15 protein-coding genes are annotated in these 12,795 nt (G+C 56.8%); 8 read left to right on the top strand and 7 right to left on the bottom strand.

The features are described 5' to 3' along the window. The first annotated feature begins 69 nt into the window (after positions 1-69). Positions 70-537: a thioredoxin-dependent thiol peroxidase gene (gene bcp, locus FHP24_RS18115; protein ID WP_139677648.1), complete on the top strand. Its 468-nt coding sequence runs from the start codon at positions 70-72 to the stop codon at positions 535-537. 55 nt (positions 538-592) lie between these two features. Here bcp and FHP24_RS18110 read toward each other — a convergent pair whose 3' ends face one another. Next, complete coding sequence (locus tag FHP24_RS18110; RefSeq protein ID WP_139677970.1) at positions 593-1,231, bottom strand: TerC family protein; 639 nt, start codon at positions 1,229-1,231, stop codon at positions 593-595. Positions 1,232-1,600: 369 nt separating this feature from the next. Between FHP24_RS18110 and FHP24_RS18105 the strand changes: the two genes are divergently transcribed. The 3 genes from FHP24_RS18105 (at position 1,601) to FHP24_RS18095 (ending at position 3,188) form a co-directional block, all read left to right on the top strand. Then, positions 1,601-1,966, top strand: a complete 366-nt coding sequence (locus tag FHP24_RS18105; protein WP_139677647.1) for a response regulator — start codon at positions 1,601-1,603, stop codon at positions 1,964-1,966. Positions 1,967-2,091: 125 nt separating this feature from the next. Further along, entirely contained in the window at positions 2,092-2,646 is a 555-nt protein-coding gene (gene msuE, locus FHP24_RS18100; protein ID WP_139677646.1) for an FMN reductase, read from the top strand. 44 nt (positions 2,647-2,690) lie between these two features. Continuing rightward, complete coding sequence (locus tag FHP24_RS18095) at positions 2,691-3,188, top strand: heme-degrading domain-containing protein (protein ID WP_139677645.1); 498 nt, start codon at positions 2,691-2,693, stop codon at positions 3,186-3,188. Positions 3,189-3,238: 50 nt separating this feature from the next. Here FHP24_RS18095 and FHP24_RS18090 read toward each other — a convergent pair whose 3' ends face one another. Then, positions 3,239-3,490 (bottom strand): GlsB/YeaQ/YmgE family stress response membrane protein, encoded by a 252-nt coding sequence (locus FHP24_RS18090; protein ID WP_139677644.1) that lies wholly within the window; start codon positions 3,488-3,490, stop codon positions 3,239-3,241. Positions 3,491-3,650: 160 nt separating this feature from the next. Between FHP24_RS18090 and FHP24_RS18085 the strand changes: the two genes are divergently transcribed. The 3 genes from FHP24_RS18085 (at position 3,651) to FHP24_RS18075 (ending at position 7,829) form a co-directional block, all read left to right on the top strand. Continuing rightward, positions 3,651-6,155 (top strand): mechanosensitive ion channel family protein, encoded by a 2,505-nt coding sequence (locus FHP24_RS18085; RefSeq protein WP_139677643.1) that lies wholly within the window; start codon positions 3,651-3,653, stop codon positions 6,153-6,155. Between the two features lie 199 nt (positions 6,156-6,354). Further along, a complete protein-coding gene (locus FHP24_RS18080) occupies positions 6,355-7,203 on the top strand; it encodes a response regulator (protein ID WP_139677642.1) in 849 nt (282 codons plus the stop codon). A 20-nt stretch (positions 7,204-7,223) separates the two neighbouring features. Then, positions 7,224-7,829, top strand: coding sequence for a diguanylate cyclase (locus FHP24_RS18075; RefSeq protein WP_139677641.1), 606 nt, complete (start codon positions 7,224-7,226; stop codon positions 7,827-7,829). A 60-nt stretch (positions 7,830-7,889) separates the two neighbouring features. Here FHP24_RS18075 and FHP24_RS18070 read toward each other — a convergent pair whose 3' ends face one another. Then, positions 7,890-8,780, bottom strand: a complete 891-nt coding sequence (locus FHP24_RS18070; protein WP_139677640.1) for an SDR family oxidoreductase — start codon at positions 8,778-8,780, stop codon at positions 7,890-7,892. 142 nt (positions 8,781-8,922) lie between these two features. Here FHP24_RS18070 and FHP24_RS18065 point away from each other — a divergent pair, with 142 nt between their 5' ends. Then, positions 8,923-9,330: a winged helix-turn-helix transcriptional regulator gene (locus tag FHP24_RS18065; RefSeq protein WP_139677639.1), complete on the top strand. Its 408-nt coding sequence runs from the start codon at positions 8,923-8,925 to the stop codon at positions 9,328-9,330. Positions 9,331-9,519: 189 nt separating this feature from the next. Here the strand turns inward: FHP24_RS18065 and hspQ are convergent, their stop codons facing one another. The 4 genes from hspQ to FHP24_RS18045 all read right to left on the bottom strand — a co-directional run bounded on the left by hspQ (position 9,520) and on the right by FHP24_RS18045 (position 12,778). Continuing rightward, on the bottom strand, positions 9,520-9,849 hold the full coding sequence (gene hspQ / locus FHP24_RS18060) for a heat shock protein HspQ (RefSeq protein ID WP_139677638.1): 330 nt from the start codon (positions 9,847-9,849) through the stop codon (positions 9,520-9,522). A gap of 63 nt (positions 9,850-9,912) precedes the next feature. Then, positions 9,913-10,860 (bottom strand): DMT family transporter, encoded by a 948-nt coding sequence (locus FHP24_RS18055; protein ID WP_139677637.1) that lies wholly within the window; start codon positions 10,858-10,860, stop codon positions 9,913-9,915. 120 nt (positions 10,861-10,980) lie between these two features. Further along, on the bottom strand, positions 10,981-12,390 hold the full coding sequence (gene glnA / locus FHP24_RS18050; protein ID WP_139677636.1) for a type I glutamate--ammonia ligase: 1,410 nt from the start codon (positions 12,388-12,390) through the stop codon (positions 10,981-10,983). Between the two features lie 49 nt (positions 12,391-12,439). Then, positions 12,440-12,778 carry a P-II family nitrogen regulator gene (locus FHP24_RS18045; protein ID WP_003515720.1) on the bottom strand — a complete coding sequence of 113 codons (339 nt, stop codon included), beginning with the start codon at positions 12,776-12,778 and terminating at the stop codon, positions 12,440-12,442. Positions 12,779-12,795: the final 17 nt, after the last annotated feature.

Raw genomic sequence — 12,795 nt, 5'->3', positions numbered from 1 at the left:
GCCTCGTCGGGCTGTATATACCCATGGCGATAACAGTCACTCAAGATGCTGGCAAAAGAAAGGAAAACCATGGCGAACCTGAACATCGGCGACGAAGCGCCGGATTTCACACTGCCCGGAAATGGCGCCCGGGCAATTTCTCTGGCGAGCTTTCGCGGCAAGCCGCTGGTCCTGTATTTCTATCCGAAGGATGACACGACCGCCTGCACGACCGAAGCGATCTCTTTTTCACATCTCAAACCGGAGTTCGAGAAACTGGGGGCTGCGGTCGTCGGCGTCTCGGCCGACAGCGTGAAGAAGCATGACAATTTCGTCAGCAAGCGCGAGTTGACCATCTCGCTCGGATCTGACGAGGACACCGCGGTCTCACAGCTTTATGGCGTGTGGAAGGAGAAGAGTATGTACGGCAAGACCTATATGGGTATCGAACGTACGACATTCCTGATTGACGCCGAAGGCCGGGTGGCGAAGATCTGGCCGAAGGTCAAGGTCGCCGGCCATGCAGAAGACGTTCTGGCTGCTGCCCGGGCGCTTTAAAACCAATAGGCCCGGCAAGCGCTGCCCGCCGGGCCGTATTTGATCCATGATCTGCTCAGGCGCCGAAAAGATAGTTGGAGATGAGCGGCAGCACCTCGTCGAAACCATGATAGATCATGCTCAGAGCGACGTAGACGATGATGATCAGGCCGAGATAGGCGATCCACCGGAAGCGGGAAAGAAGCTTTGCGACAAAATTCGCAGCAACGCCCATCAGCGCGATCGACACGATAAGGCCGATGATCAGGACCGTAGAGTGCCCCTGCGCCGCACCTGCGACGGCCAGGACGTTGTCCAGCGACATCGAAACGTCGGCCAGCACGATCTGCATGGCGGCCTGGAAAAACGTCTTTTCGGGCGCGCGGGTTGATGCTGCTCCGTCGGCGGTTCCGTGAGCGTCATCGTGCTGAGCCACGCGAAGCTCCGACCACATCTTCCAGCAGACCCAGCCGAGCAGAAGACCGCCGAGGAGCTGCAGCCCCGGAATGCCGAGGAGATAGGTGGTGACGACCGCAAAAACCAGCCGCAGGACCGTGGCGGCGATAATGCCGAAGAGAATGGCCTTCTGGCGCATATGTGCCGGCAGGCCGGCAGCGGCCAGCCCGATGACGATCGCATTGTCGCCGGAAAGAACAAGATTGATTGCGATGACCTCGACGAGTGCCATGAAGCCGGCAGCCGTGAACAATTCCATCATGAGGCGTGACCTTTTATGCCCGTTATCATTGTCTAGGTGAAGGGTATGCAGGAGTGTCGTTCGAGGCTCTCGGCCGCAGAGCAGAGGGCGCTTGTTGACGTAATTCGGGAGTTATTCCCGAAAGGCGAGCAAAGCAAGCGCGTTACCCGTCATACAAGACCTGTCGCCTGCCATTGCTGCCGTTTGCCGCGCCCTATGGCGGTTTTCGGGGTGGGTGGTTGCCGTTTCCGGCATGACAGTCGGGCACCGGTAAGCTTGTTCTCCTTGTCGATGACCGCCTATTCCCCTATATCGGCGGCCATATTTCGATTTTTGGATGTGGCAATTTGATATTTTGCCGCTTGCTCACGCGGCAGGGAGAGATAGATGGCAGCCCAAAACGCCGTAGTTCTTGTCGTTGAAGACGAGCCGGTTGTTCGATTTGCAACACTCGATGCGCTGGAAGAAGTCGGCCATGACGTGCTTGAGGCGGCCAATGCCGACGAAGCGATGGTGCTTTTCCGAAACAATCCTCACATCGATATCGTCTTCACCGACGTCAACATGGATGGCTCGATCGACGGATTGCAGCTGGTTCAGCGGGTGAGGGCGATCCGGCCTGGTATCGGCATCATCATCACGTCCGGCATCGTGCGACTTGATCCAATGCTCTTGCCCGCAAATACGATTTTTCTGCCGAAGCCTTACCAATATGACGAATTGCTTTCGTCCATTCATCAACTGATGGAATAGCAAGTCACAGGCGGCGAGTGCAGCGTGACAATGCAACAAACACGATGCCTTTTCGGACGGTCGTCGAAGTGGTAGGTCGAATAAAATGCCATGCCATGGCTGGTGGTCGGTAAACGGATATTTGAATGACGCAGTTGAAACTCGTTGGGCTCTCGGGAAGTTACGGTCGACCATCCAAGACATCCGCTCTGGTCGAGCATATCGCGGAACTCGCGTCCGACCGGTATGATCTGGAAAAGTCGGTTTTCGACCTCACGGACGTGGGGGACTCGCTGGGTCTTGCGAAGTCGCAAGCCGATCTGGATACGGATGCGGCAGCGGTACTCAATGCCGTGGTCGGGGCAGATCTGCTCGTCATCGGTTCGCCCACCTACAAGGGCAGCTATCCCGGCATGTTCAAACATTTCATCGACCTCATCGATCCGGAGCAATTGCGCGGCAAGCCGGTTCTGATCGCTGCCACGGGTGGCGGTGAGCGGCACGCATTGATGGTCGAGCATCAGCTGCGACCGTTGTTCGGATTTTTCATGGCGCATACGATTCCGACGGCGATCTACGCGTCAAACCGTGATTTTTCGGGCTCCGAGATTGTCTCTCCGGCGCTGCGCGAACGGATCGGGTTTGCTGTCGACGAACTCGCTGCTTTCGTTTCCCGAAAACAGGAATCGGCAGGCGAATAGACGAGCGTGACGTGCGCTGTCAGACGAATTCTGGGAGGGATAGAATGTCATCATTGGAAGACGATACCGCAGCAATCGCGGAGCAGGAACGCCTGCTTGTTTTCGACAGGTTCGATAGCGACGAGGCCTGGGCGCTGGGGGAGCGGCTGAGGCGGTTGGCGAGTGAGCGTGGTCTGCCTGTTGCCATCGATGTGACCCTGCATTCGATGCCGGTGTTTTACACCGCTCTTTCGGGGTCGACTGCGGACAATGCCCGATGGGTGCGTCGCAAGCGGAACATCGTATTGCACTTTCTTCGCTCGAGCTACGCCGTGGGACTGCGGTTGGCGCAGCAGGATGCGACGCTGGAAGAAAAGTTCAGTCTCTCCGATACGGACTATGCCGCCCATGGAGGCAGTTTCCCGATCACCGTCGCAGGTGTGGGCTGTATCGGAGCGGTGACGGTTTCAGGATTGCCGCAACGAGAAGACCATAATCTGGTTGTTGCCGTGCTTGCGGAGATGCTGGGGCACGATGCGCAGAAAATCGCGCTTGCGCCCTAGGAGCGTTTTGTCGGCCGGGAACTGCCGGCCGACAAAAGGATCGAATTTCTTCAGCGTCTGAAGGCGCGGGCAACTGCGATCAAAATGCAAGCGCCGATAAAGCCGGCGATCAGATATCCGATCCAGCCCCCGAGGACGACACCGAATACGCCAAGGATGGCGTTGGCGATGATTGCGCCGACGATACCCAGAATAATGTTCATGAAGACGCCCATGTCGCTCTTCATGAATTTTTCGGCGAGCCAGCCGGCAATGCCGCCGATGATGATGGCTGCAATCCAGCCGATACCTGCGTCTTCCATATCGTTACCCTTTCAATAACCCCGTCCTTGGGGTGCGGCAGGTAACGCGCCAAAATGTTCCAGGGTTCCCGATCACTTTATTAGAAATACAACATTCCTTTTCTTCGCCGTGAACAGGTCCTATTTTGCGAACCGATTCGGTTAGCAAGACGAGAGAACAGTGAACCCATCCTTCTTCCTCGGTCGCCGCCTCGGCGAACTCCTTGATCTTTTCCGAGGGCGCATGTCGATCGCCCTTCTCCTGTCGCTCGCCGTTTCTTCGGGCTTCGCTCACGACGCAGCGGCTCAATCCCAGCCGCCAGCGCAGCCATCCGCGCAGGTGCAAACCGACCAGGCTGCCCCGACGGATGTCACGGCCGACTCGATCAACATCGAGATGAAGGACAAGCTGGACGGGTTGCGGCAGCAGCTCAGCGCATTTCGCGAAAGCGTCAATACCGCCGCCGATGACGATGCGAAGCTCGCCGACATCAGGGTGAGAGCCGAAGCGATCGTCGAAGATATGCGGGTTGCCTCGGATGCGATGAAGGTGCGTGTCGAGCAGATCCAGGGGCGCATCACCAGTCTTGGCGAGCCGCCTGCCACGGGACAGCCGGCAGAGGCACCGGCTGTGGCCGAGGAAAGAGGAAAGCTTCAGAACGAGCGTTCGCAGCTCAACCTGATCGTCGATGACGCGGGCAATCTGCAGAACAGCGCCACGCAACTTGCCAATACGATAACCAATCTTCGCCGAGCGCTGTTTGCACAAACGCTGTTCCGGCACACGGAATTGACACCCGAGGTCTTCGTCGATGCGGGCAATGCGTTCATTACCGAAATGCGGGATTTCTCGTCGACGATCGCAAGCTGGACGAGCTTCGTCTGGCGCTTCAAGGCGTTTTCGCTGCTTGGCGCCATCGGCCTGTCCGTGGGTGCCGCCTTTCTTTTCCTCGCGGGCGGATATCGGCTTTTCGGCAGGTTTTTGAGACGCAATGACAGCGCAAATCCCGCCTACATCAAACGGCTTTCCTATACGTTCTGGTCGACGGTGATGCAGAGCGTGAGTTTCGCTGCCTTTCTCATAACCTCATACTTGTTCCTTGAAGGCTTCAATGTCCTGCGCCCGGACGTGGCGCCGATGATTGCCACGTTCTTCGGCTTCGTCTGGTTCGTACATTTTGTCTGGAAACTGACCTATGCAGCGCTCGCACCGAACGAAACGGGCTGGAGGCTGGTCAGGATCACGGACAGGGGGGCTCGTCTTCTCAGCCTGGCGATCATCGCCATGGCCGTCGTCAACGGGCTGGATTATCTGCTCGGCGCCGTGAGCGAGGCACTTGGTTCCCCTTTGGTGCTGACGATCGCAAAGAGCCTGATTGCCTCGGTAGTGATTGGCCTCATTCTTATTGCCATCTCCTTTATTCGGCCGGTTATGACCGAGGGAGAGGATCCTACGGGGCAGGGGCGCCCTTGGCCGCGTTACTTTTCCGTCGCGTTGCGGGTGATGGGCGGCCTGTTGCTTCTCTGCGTCATCGCCGGATATGTCGGCCTGGCGCGCTTCGCATCTACACAGATCGTTCTGACCGGAGCGGTGCTTGCTCTCATCTACATCGGGATTCTGTCAGGCAAGGCGATTGCGAAACGGGGCGCCTTCAACGATACGGCGCTTGGACGGCGACTGGTCGAGCGGCATCGCTTCGGCGAGATCGGACTTGACCAGGCCGGGCTCCTCGTCGGTCTCGGGATCTATGTCATCGCGCTTGCGCTCGGCATCCCGCTGATCCTGATCACCTGGGGATTCCAGATTACCGACATCGAATCCTGGGTTGTCAGCTTCTTCACGGAATTCCGCATCGGCAGTATCTCGATCTCGATCGTCGGCATATTCGGCGGCGTGCTTCTGTTCGCACTGGGCTATATCGTCACCCGTTGGGCCCAGAAATGGATAGACGGCAACGTGCTTGCCCGTAGCCATGTCGATATCGGCGTCCGCAACTCGGTGAAAACCGGTATTGGTTATCTGGGCGTCGGGCTGGCGGTGATCATCGGCGTGTCGGCCGCAGGGATCAATCTTTCCAACCTGGCTCTTGTCGCTTCTGCCCTGTCCGTCGGTATCGGTTTCGGCCTACAGAACATCGTGTCGAACTTTGTGTCCGGCCTGATCCTGCTGGTCGAGCGACCTTTCAAGGTCGGAGACCATGTCGTAACAGGCACGACGGAAGGCATCGTGAAACGGATTTCGGTGCGTGCCACGGAAATCGAAACGTTCCGCCAGCAGGCGATCATCGTTCCGAATTCGGATCTCATCAACGCGGCCGTCGGTAACTGGACCCTGAAGAACCGGATACAGCGATCGGAGATCAAGGTTTCGGTCAGCTACGAGAGCGATCCCGAAAAGGTCATGGCCATTCTTCTGGCCATCGTCGAGAAAGTGCCTGAAATCCTCCGAAATCCAGGGCCGCATGTGGAGTTTCTTGCGTTCGGTGGATCCTCTCTGGATTTCGAACTGCGCTTCCATCTGGCCGACATGTCGGAAGGGCTGCGTGTCCGCAATGACATCCGTATCGAGATACTGAAGCAATTCCGTGAGCAGGGCGTCGAGATACCATTCCCCCGTTCGGAGGTCGTCTATCATCGCGGCTCGCCGATCCTGCTGGAAGAACCCGACGTTCGCGGAGGCGCATGACGATCCACCGGTCCGGCGAAGTTGCGGCAGAAATTTCACGGCGGTTAAGCATATATCGCCATGTTTCATTGACCTAAAAGATGACGAGAACGATCTCCCGGCTCGATTTGTTCTGAATTGAGCCGGCGAGTTAACCGTTCCGCAAATCGCGCCAAATAAAAATATGCTCGGGGCATGAATTTATTTGTAAGGGTCGACAATGACATTCCTTGGTATTTCCGGGATGCAGTATTCCGGTGAGTCACTTGGCAATTCCCGCATTCTTCTGGCCGAGGATTCCAACGTCTTCACATCTATGATCGGCATGAGGCTGAAGGAGCTTTTCGACATCGACGTCGAGATTTGCCGCAATTTCGAAGACCTTCAGCTCGCATACGACCGATCGACCGATCCGATCATGCTGGCGATTTCCAACATCAATCTTCCGGGCGCCGAAAACGGCGAGGCGCTCGAATACCTGATCGACCTGTCGATACCGACGGTCGTGTTTACAGGTACGTTTCACCAGGAAACGCGCGACAAGCTGCTGACCAAGGACATCGTCGATTATATCCTCAAGGACAATGTCTTTGCGGTCGAGATGCTGGCGGAATCCGTGTGCCGGTTCCTGACCAACCATCGCCACCACGTCCTGATCGTCGACGACAGCCCGACGGCGCGGGCACTGCTCTCCAGCCGTCTCAAGCGGTACAATTTCCGCGTCAGCACGGCTGAAAACGGCGCAAAGGCGCTCGAGATCCTCAAAAAGAACAACGATATCGGTTTGGTCATCACCGACTACAACATGCCGGATATCGATGGTTTCGAGCTTACCCGCCGCATTCGCTCCGTTCGCGGTTCGCATGAGCTGCGGATCATCGGCGTATCGTCTTCGTCTGACCGGCATTTGTCGGCCCGTTTCCTGAAGGCGGGCGGCAACGACTTCATGCTGCGGCCGTTCATCGATGAAGAGTTCTATTGTCGCGTCAACCAGAACCTCGACACGTTGATTCAGATCCGCTCGATGCGGTCTGCTCGAAGCGTCGGCGATATCAAGAATGTCGCTTAAGCGCTGAAGCCAGGTGCCGCATGCCTTATATCGTCAGTCAGAAACGCGAGCAGCCGGACTCGTTTGACTATTCCGAACAGGTCGCGACAAGTGGGGCGGCAGGAGGTCTCTGGACCGCTTCCGCGACTGACCGTTGCATCCTGTCCATCGAGGATTTCTATCGGTTCGGCGAGCCTATCGTTTCGGAATGCATCGAAGGCGGGCGTGCCTGCAGCATAGCCATCGTCGACATAGACCGGCTTTTCCGGATTTCCGAGTTGCATGGATCCGAATGTGCCGCTCATGTGCTTTCGGAATTCGGCACCAATCTCCTCCACCTTTCAGCGGATCTTGAAATGTCCGTCGCGCATCTCGGCCTCGACCAGTTCGGGCTGCTTCTGGTCGGGCAGGATGTCGCCCTGGCAACGGAAAGCTTCGATCGCCTGAGGCAGGAACTGGTGTTACGCGCGATCGGCTGGAAGGGCGAGATGTTCAATATCACGGTATCGATCGGAGTTGCCGAGATCCACGGTATGGAAACGTTCGACAATTATCTCAATGCGGCGGAGCAGTTTCTGTTCATGGCCAAGATGTCTGGTCGCAATCAGGTCATCTCCGATCATACTTTTTCCGTCGCGGCTCACTGAGCGGGAAAATCTTGTAACACCGGCAGAGCATGTGTCTCTGCCGACGTTGCTGTTTTCAGTTCAATGGGCTCCGAGAAGCGCGTTCTTCTGGCTGTCGAGATAAGCCGAAAGATCCTGTGGCTTGATGCCTGTCAGCGTTTCGTAGTCGGTGGTCACCAGATCGAAATTCCCGGCGCGGATATTGGCATCGGCCGAAACCAGCATCCTGACGAGGAAATCGGGAAGGCCGGCCGACGTCAATCCGCCTGCCAGCTGTTCGTCGGTGACATGCACGATGTTGAGCGGCTTGCCGCTTGCCTTGGATACAAGCGCTGCGATCTCTTCGGCCGTCAGGCTTTCGGAACCGGTCAATGTGAGGATGTTGCTGCCTGTTGGCGGATTGGCAAGGGCTGCGGCTGCAGCTCGGGCGCAATCGTCACGGCTGATGTTGGATACCTTGCCCGCACCATAGGCGGTATACCATGTGCCGGTTTCCAGATTGTGCGGCATCGACATCAGATAGTTGTCGCCATACCAGGCATTGCGCAGGATCGTGTAGGGAATGCCGGTCGCCTTGATGGCCTCCTCGGTGCCGAGGTGATCGGGCGCGAAGCTGACCAGCGATTTGTCCGGGTTCGGCATGGACGTGTAGAGGATATGCTTGACCCCGGCCTTTACGGCCGCTGCAACCGCGGCCTTGTGCTGCTTCAGTCTGCCGCCCGGCGTGGCAAGATCGTCGGTCGAGATGATCAGAACACGATCGATGCCGGCAAAGGCTGCGGCGAGGCCATTCTCGTCGGTGAAATCGGCCTTGCGGGTTTCGACGCCTTTGGATGCAAGATCGGCAAGCTTGGACGTATCGCGGCTCGCGGCAACGATATCGCCTGCGGACACTTTCGATGTCTCCAGGAGGTGATTGAGGACTGCGCGGCCGAGTTGGCCGGCGGCGCCAGTGACGAGAAGTTTGGTCATGTCGTTTCCTCTTGCAATACCGGCAGATCAGCGCGGCATGATTGTTGGTCTCAAAAAGAGACTAGCACTAGAATAGGAATTGACCAGGATATGTAAAGGAGGCACATTTCAGGGAGATCGTTACCAAAAGGGAACCACCAGTATGGACAACAGAGCGCGTGTGCCGATGCTTTCCGGAGAACCATGCGACATGTCCACATGGGATGCGGGAAACTGCCCGGTGCGCGATGTGATGAACCAGATCGCCGGCAAGTGGTCGACGCTCATTCTGCAGGCGCTGGCGGAGAAACCTTATCGCTTCGGAGAGTTGCGCAGGCTGGTGCCGGATATTTCGCAGCGCATGCTGACCCAGACTTTGCGGGACCTGCAGCGCGACGGCTATATCGGCCGCGAAGTATTTCCGACCAAGCCGCCGAGTGTCGAATACCGCATGACGGAACTCGGTTATTCGCTGTTCGAACCGCTGTCGAAAGTGTTGGCCTGGGCCGAGAATAATCATTCGTCGGTAAAGGCTGCGCGCTCGAAGTTCGACGAGAGCGAACTTGCCTGAGTTACGAGAGAGGGCGGCACTCGCGGCTTGATGTTCTGCGGGGCTCCAGATGGGATATCGAAGCCATCTTCTCGGAAACATGTCTCTTCGACATGTTTCCGAGAATCTCAAACCCCCAGCTTACGCCAGGGGTTTGTCAGCAATCCAAATTCGCATGTGCGGATTTTCGGCTTATCGACGCAATTGACGTCAGTGCGCAAGAATCATCTTCGGCTTGAACTGACCGCCGTCGCGAGGTTCGAAGATCTGGTAGATCTGCGGATTGCGTAAAGGCTGCTCGCTTTCGTCATGCTCCAGGTTCTGTTCCGAAACATAAGCGACATATTCCATATCGTCGTTTTCGGCGAGCAGATGATAAAAAGGCTGGTCCTTGCTGGGTCGGATTTCAATCGGGATTGAGTTCCACCACTCTTCAGTATTAGCAAATTCCGGATCTACGTCGAATATGACGCCACGGAACGGGAATACCTTGTGACGGACAACTTCCCCAATCATGAATTTTGCGTTTTTCTGCTTCATGGTGCGATGTCCTTTCGCAAGATCATGTGGGAATAAAATTCACGAACATCAAGATGTAGTCTGTCAACTGTCCGCTTCCGTTCGTTTGCTCTCGATCTGTCTTTTGCCTTTCAGAGAGGCGAGAACGACTCCACCCAATACAAGCACAATGCCGAGCGCATGATAAGGTTCGAATGTCTCGCCAAGAAAAATGACGGCCATGACGATGGAGACCGGCGGCATGAGATAGAGCGTTATGCCTGCCGTCGACGGACCAAACACGCGCACCGCATGCTGGAAGCAGAAGAAGGCGGCAAGCGAGGCAAAGACGACCATCCCGGCAATCTTCCACCAGTCCGAAGCGGAATCGGGAAGTGGCCCGCCGTCGATGAATTCCAGGATGCTTGGAGGCAGCAGCACGAGTGCGCCCGACAGTGCGATAATGCCGAACAGCGCCAGCGGCGAGAGCTGCTGAAGCGCCGAATTTTTCAGCAGGATGGAGTAGATGGCGAAGGAGATGGCGGCGACGAGAATGCCGAAGTCACCGACATTGAAGCTGAGATGCAGCAGTGCTGATGGATCTCCGCGCAGCACGATGGAGATGACGCCGGCAAAGGCGACTATCATGCCGGCCAGTTCGCGCCCGCCGATATGGCGTCCGCCGAACATCCACTGAAACAGGATGATGAAGAGCGGCGAGGTCGTGTAGATCAGCGTGCCGTTGGCAGCGCTTGTGTAGGTCAGCGACCAATAGACGAGACCGCCGCATATGCCCATGCCGAGGCCGCCAAGCAGCAGCCACAGCCAGAAATGATTGCGTATGAAAAGCGCACTGGCGCGGCGGTCCGCATAGATGAAGGGCAACATGATCGCCGTTGATCCGGCCCAACGCAGAAATGCCGTCGTATAGGGCGCCACATCCCCGATAATGCCGCGGCCGAAAATCATGTTGCTGGAAAAGAAGATCGGAACGAGAGAAAAAATCAACCAGTCGACCGGCCTGCCGGGACCAGCCTTCGTTTGAGGCGCCATGCTTCACCAAACAGATAAAATATCAGCCGCGAGCGGCCATGAGGACTTGAAACGAAAAACGGCGGGAAGACCCCGCCGTTTCACAATGCGGCGTGCACCGCGGTCATGTCATACGGCCGGTCAGGCCGAATAATACATGTCGAACTCGACCGGGTGAGGCGTCATTTCAAAGCGCATCACTTCCGTCATCTTCAGTTCGATATAGGCGTCGATCTGGTCGTCATCGAACACGCCACCGGCCGTCAGGAACTTACGGTCCTTGTCGAGACTTTCGAGCGCTTCGCGCAACGATCCGCAAACGGTCGGGATCTTCTTCAGTTCTTTCGGCGGAAGGTCGTAGAGATCCTTGTCCATGGCCTTGCCCGGATGGATCTTGTTCTTGATCCCGTCGAGACCGGCCATCAGCATGGCAGCAAAACCGAGATAGGGGTTCTGCATCGGATCCGGGAAGCGCACTTCGACGCGCTTGGCCTTCGGGTTGGAGCCGAACGGAATACGGCAGGAGGCCGACCGGTTGCGGGCCGAATAGGCAAGCAGGACCGGTGCTTCGTAACCAGGGACGAGACGCTTGTAGGAGTTGGTCGTCGGGTTGGTGAAGGCGTTGATCGCCTTGGCATGCTTGATGATGCCGCCGATATAAAAGAGGCAGCTTTCCGACAGGCCGGCATATTCGTCACCGGCAAAGGTCGGCTTGCCATCTTTCCAAATCGACTGGTGGACGTGCATGCCTGAGCCGTTGTCGCCGAAAATCGGCTTCGGCATGAAGGTTGCCGTTTTGCCGTATGCGTTGGCGACCTGATGCACGACATATTTGTAGATCTGCATCTTGTCGGCGTTACGCACCAGCGTGTCGAACTTCACGCCAAGCTCGTGCTGGGCGGATGCGACTTCATGGTGGTGCTTCTCGACGACAACGCCCATTTCGGTGAGCACAGTCAGCATCTCGGAGCGCATGTCCTGCAGGCTATCGACCGGCGGGACCGGGAAATAGCCGCCCTTGACGCGCGGACGGTGACCGAGGTTGCCGGTCTCGTAATCCGTGTCGTCGTTGGAAGGCAGTTCGGACGAATCGAGCTTGAAGCCTGTGTTGTAGGGATCGGCCTTGTACTTCACGTCGTCGAAGACGAAGAATTCTGGTTCCGGACCGACAAAAATGGTGTCGCCGATACCCGAAGCCTTCAGATAGGCTTCCGCCTTCTTGGCCGTGCCGCGTGGGTCGCGGTTGTAGGATTCACCCGAAACCGGATCGAGGATGTCGCAGAAGATGACCATCGTCGACTGGGCGAAGAACGGGTCCATATGAACCGTTGCGGGGTCCGGCATGAGGACCATGTCGGACTCGTTGATCGCCTTCCAGCCACCGATCGAGGAACCATCGAACATGACGCCATCGGCGAACATGTCCTCGTCAACGGCGGAAATATCCATCGTCACATGCTGCAGCTTGCCGCGCGGGTCGGTAAAGCGAAGGTCAACGAACTTGACGTCGTTTTCCTTGATTTGTTTCATGATTTCGCTTGCGCTCGTCATTACAGGTTCCTCGATTTCAGTAACGATATGAACGGTCACGCCGAGCCGGCTAGATTGCGTCTACACCCGTCTCGCCTGTGCGGATACGGATGACCTCCTCGACGTTGGACACGAATATCTTGCCGTCGCCAATCCGTCCAGTCTGGGCCGCGTTACGAATCGCTTCGATCACGGCTTCGGCATTTTCGTCGGCGAGCACCACTTCCACCTTAACCTTCGGCAGAAAGTCCACGACGTATTCGGCGCCGCGGTAAAGTTCGGTATGGCCCTTTTGGCGACCGAAACCCTTGGCTTCGGTTACCGTAATACCCTGCAATCCGACTTCCTGAAGGGCTTCCTTCACTTCGTCGAGCTTGAAAGGTTTAATGATCGCTTCGATCTTCTTCATGAGAAACTTTCTCTCCG

The organism is Aliirhizobium smilacinae (genome assembly GCF_006335145.1).
Classification (GTDB): domain Bacteria; phylum Pseudomonadota; class Alphaproteobacteria; order Rhizobiales; family Rhizobiaceae; genus Neorhizobium; species Neorhizobium smilacinae.
This window is presented reverse-complemented; position numbering and strand designations above follow the sequence as displayed.

Coding starts and splice junctions, on each gene's coding strand:
- bcp (WP_139677648.1), top strand. CDS start 70: ATGGCGAACCTGAACATCGGCGACGAAGCGCCGGATTTCACACTGCCC.
- FHP24_RS18110 (WP_139677970.1), bottom strand. CDS start 1,231: ATGGAATTGTTCACGGCTGCCGGCTTCATGGCACTCGTCGAGGTCATC.
- FHP24_RS18105 (WP_139677647.1), top strand. CDS start 1,601: ATGGCAGCCCAAAACGCCGTAGTTCTTGTCGTTGAAGACGAGCCGGTT.
- msuE (WP_139677646.1), top strand. CDS start 2,092: ATGACGCAGTTGAAACTCGTTGGGCTCTCGGGAAGTTACGGTCGACCA.
- FHP24_RS18095 (WP_139677645.1), top strand. CDS start 2,691: ATGTCATCATTGGAAGACGATACCGCAGCAATCGCGGAGCAGGAACGC.
- FHP24_RS18090 (WP_139677644.1), bottom strand. CDS start 3,490: ATGGAAGACGCAGGTATCGGCTGGATTGCAGCCATCATCATCGGCGGC.
- FHP24_RS18080 (WP_139677642.1), top strand. CDS start 6,355: ATGACATTCCTTGGTATTTCCGGGATGCAGTATTCCGGTGAGTCACTT.
- FHP24_RS18075 (WP_139677641.1), top strand. CDS start 7,224: ATGCCTTATATCGTCAGTCAGAAACGCGAGCAGCCGGACTCGTTTGAC.
- FHP24_RS18070 (WP_139677640.1), bottom strand. CDS start 8,780: ATGACCAAACTTCTCGTCACTGGCGCCGCCGGCCAACTCGGCCGCGCA.
- FHP24_RS18065 (WP_139677639.1), top strand. CDS start 8,923: ATGGACAACAGAGCGCGTGTGCCGATGCTTTCCGGAGAACCATGCGAC.
- hspQ (WP_139677638.1), bottom strand. CDS start 9,849: ATGAAGCAGAAAAACGCAAAATTCATGATTGGGGAAGTTGTCCGTCAC.
- FHP24_RS18055 (WP_139677637.1), bottom strand. CDS start 10,860: ATGGCGCCTCAAACGAAGGCTGGTCCCGGCAGGCCGGTCGACTGGTTG.
- glnA (WP_139677636.1), bottom strand. CDS start 12,390: ATGACGAGCGCAAGCGAAATCATGAAACAAATCAAGGAAAACGACGTC.
- FHP24_RS18045 (WP_003515720.1), bottom strand. CDS start 12,778: ATGAAGAAGATCGAAGCGATCATTAAACCTTTCAAGCTCGACGAAGTG.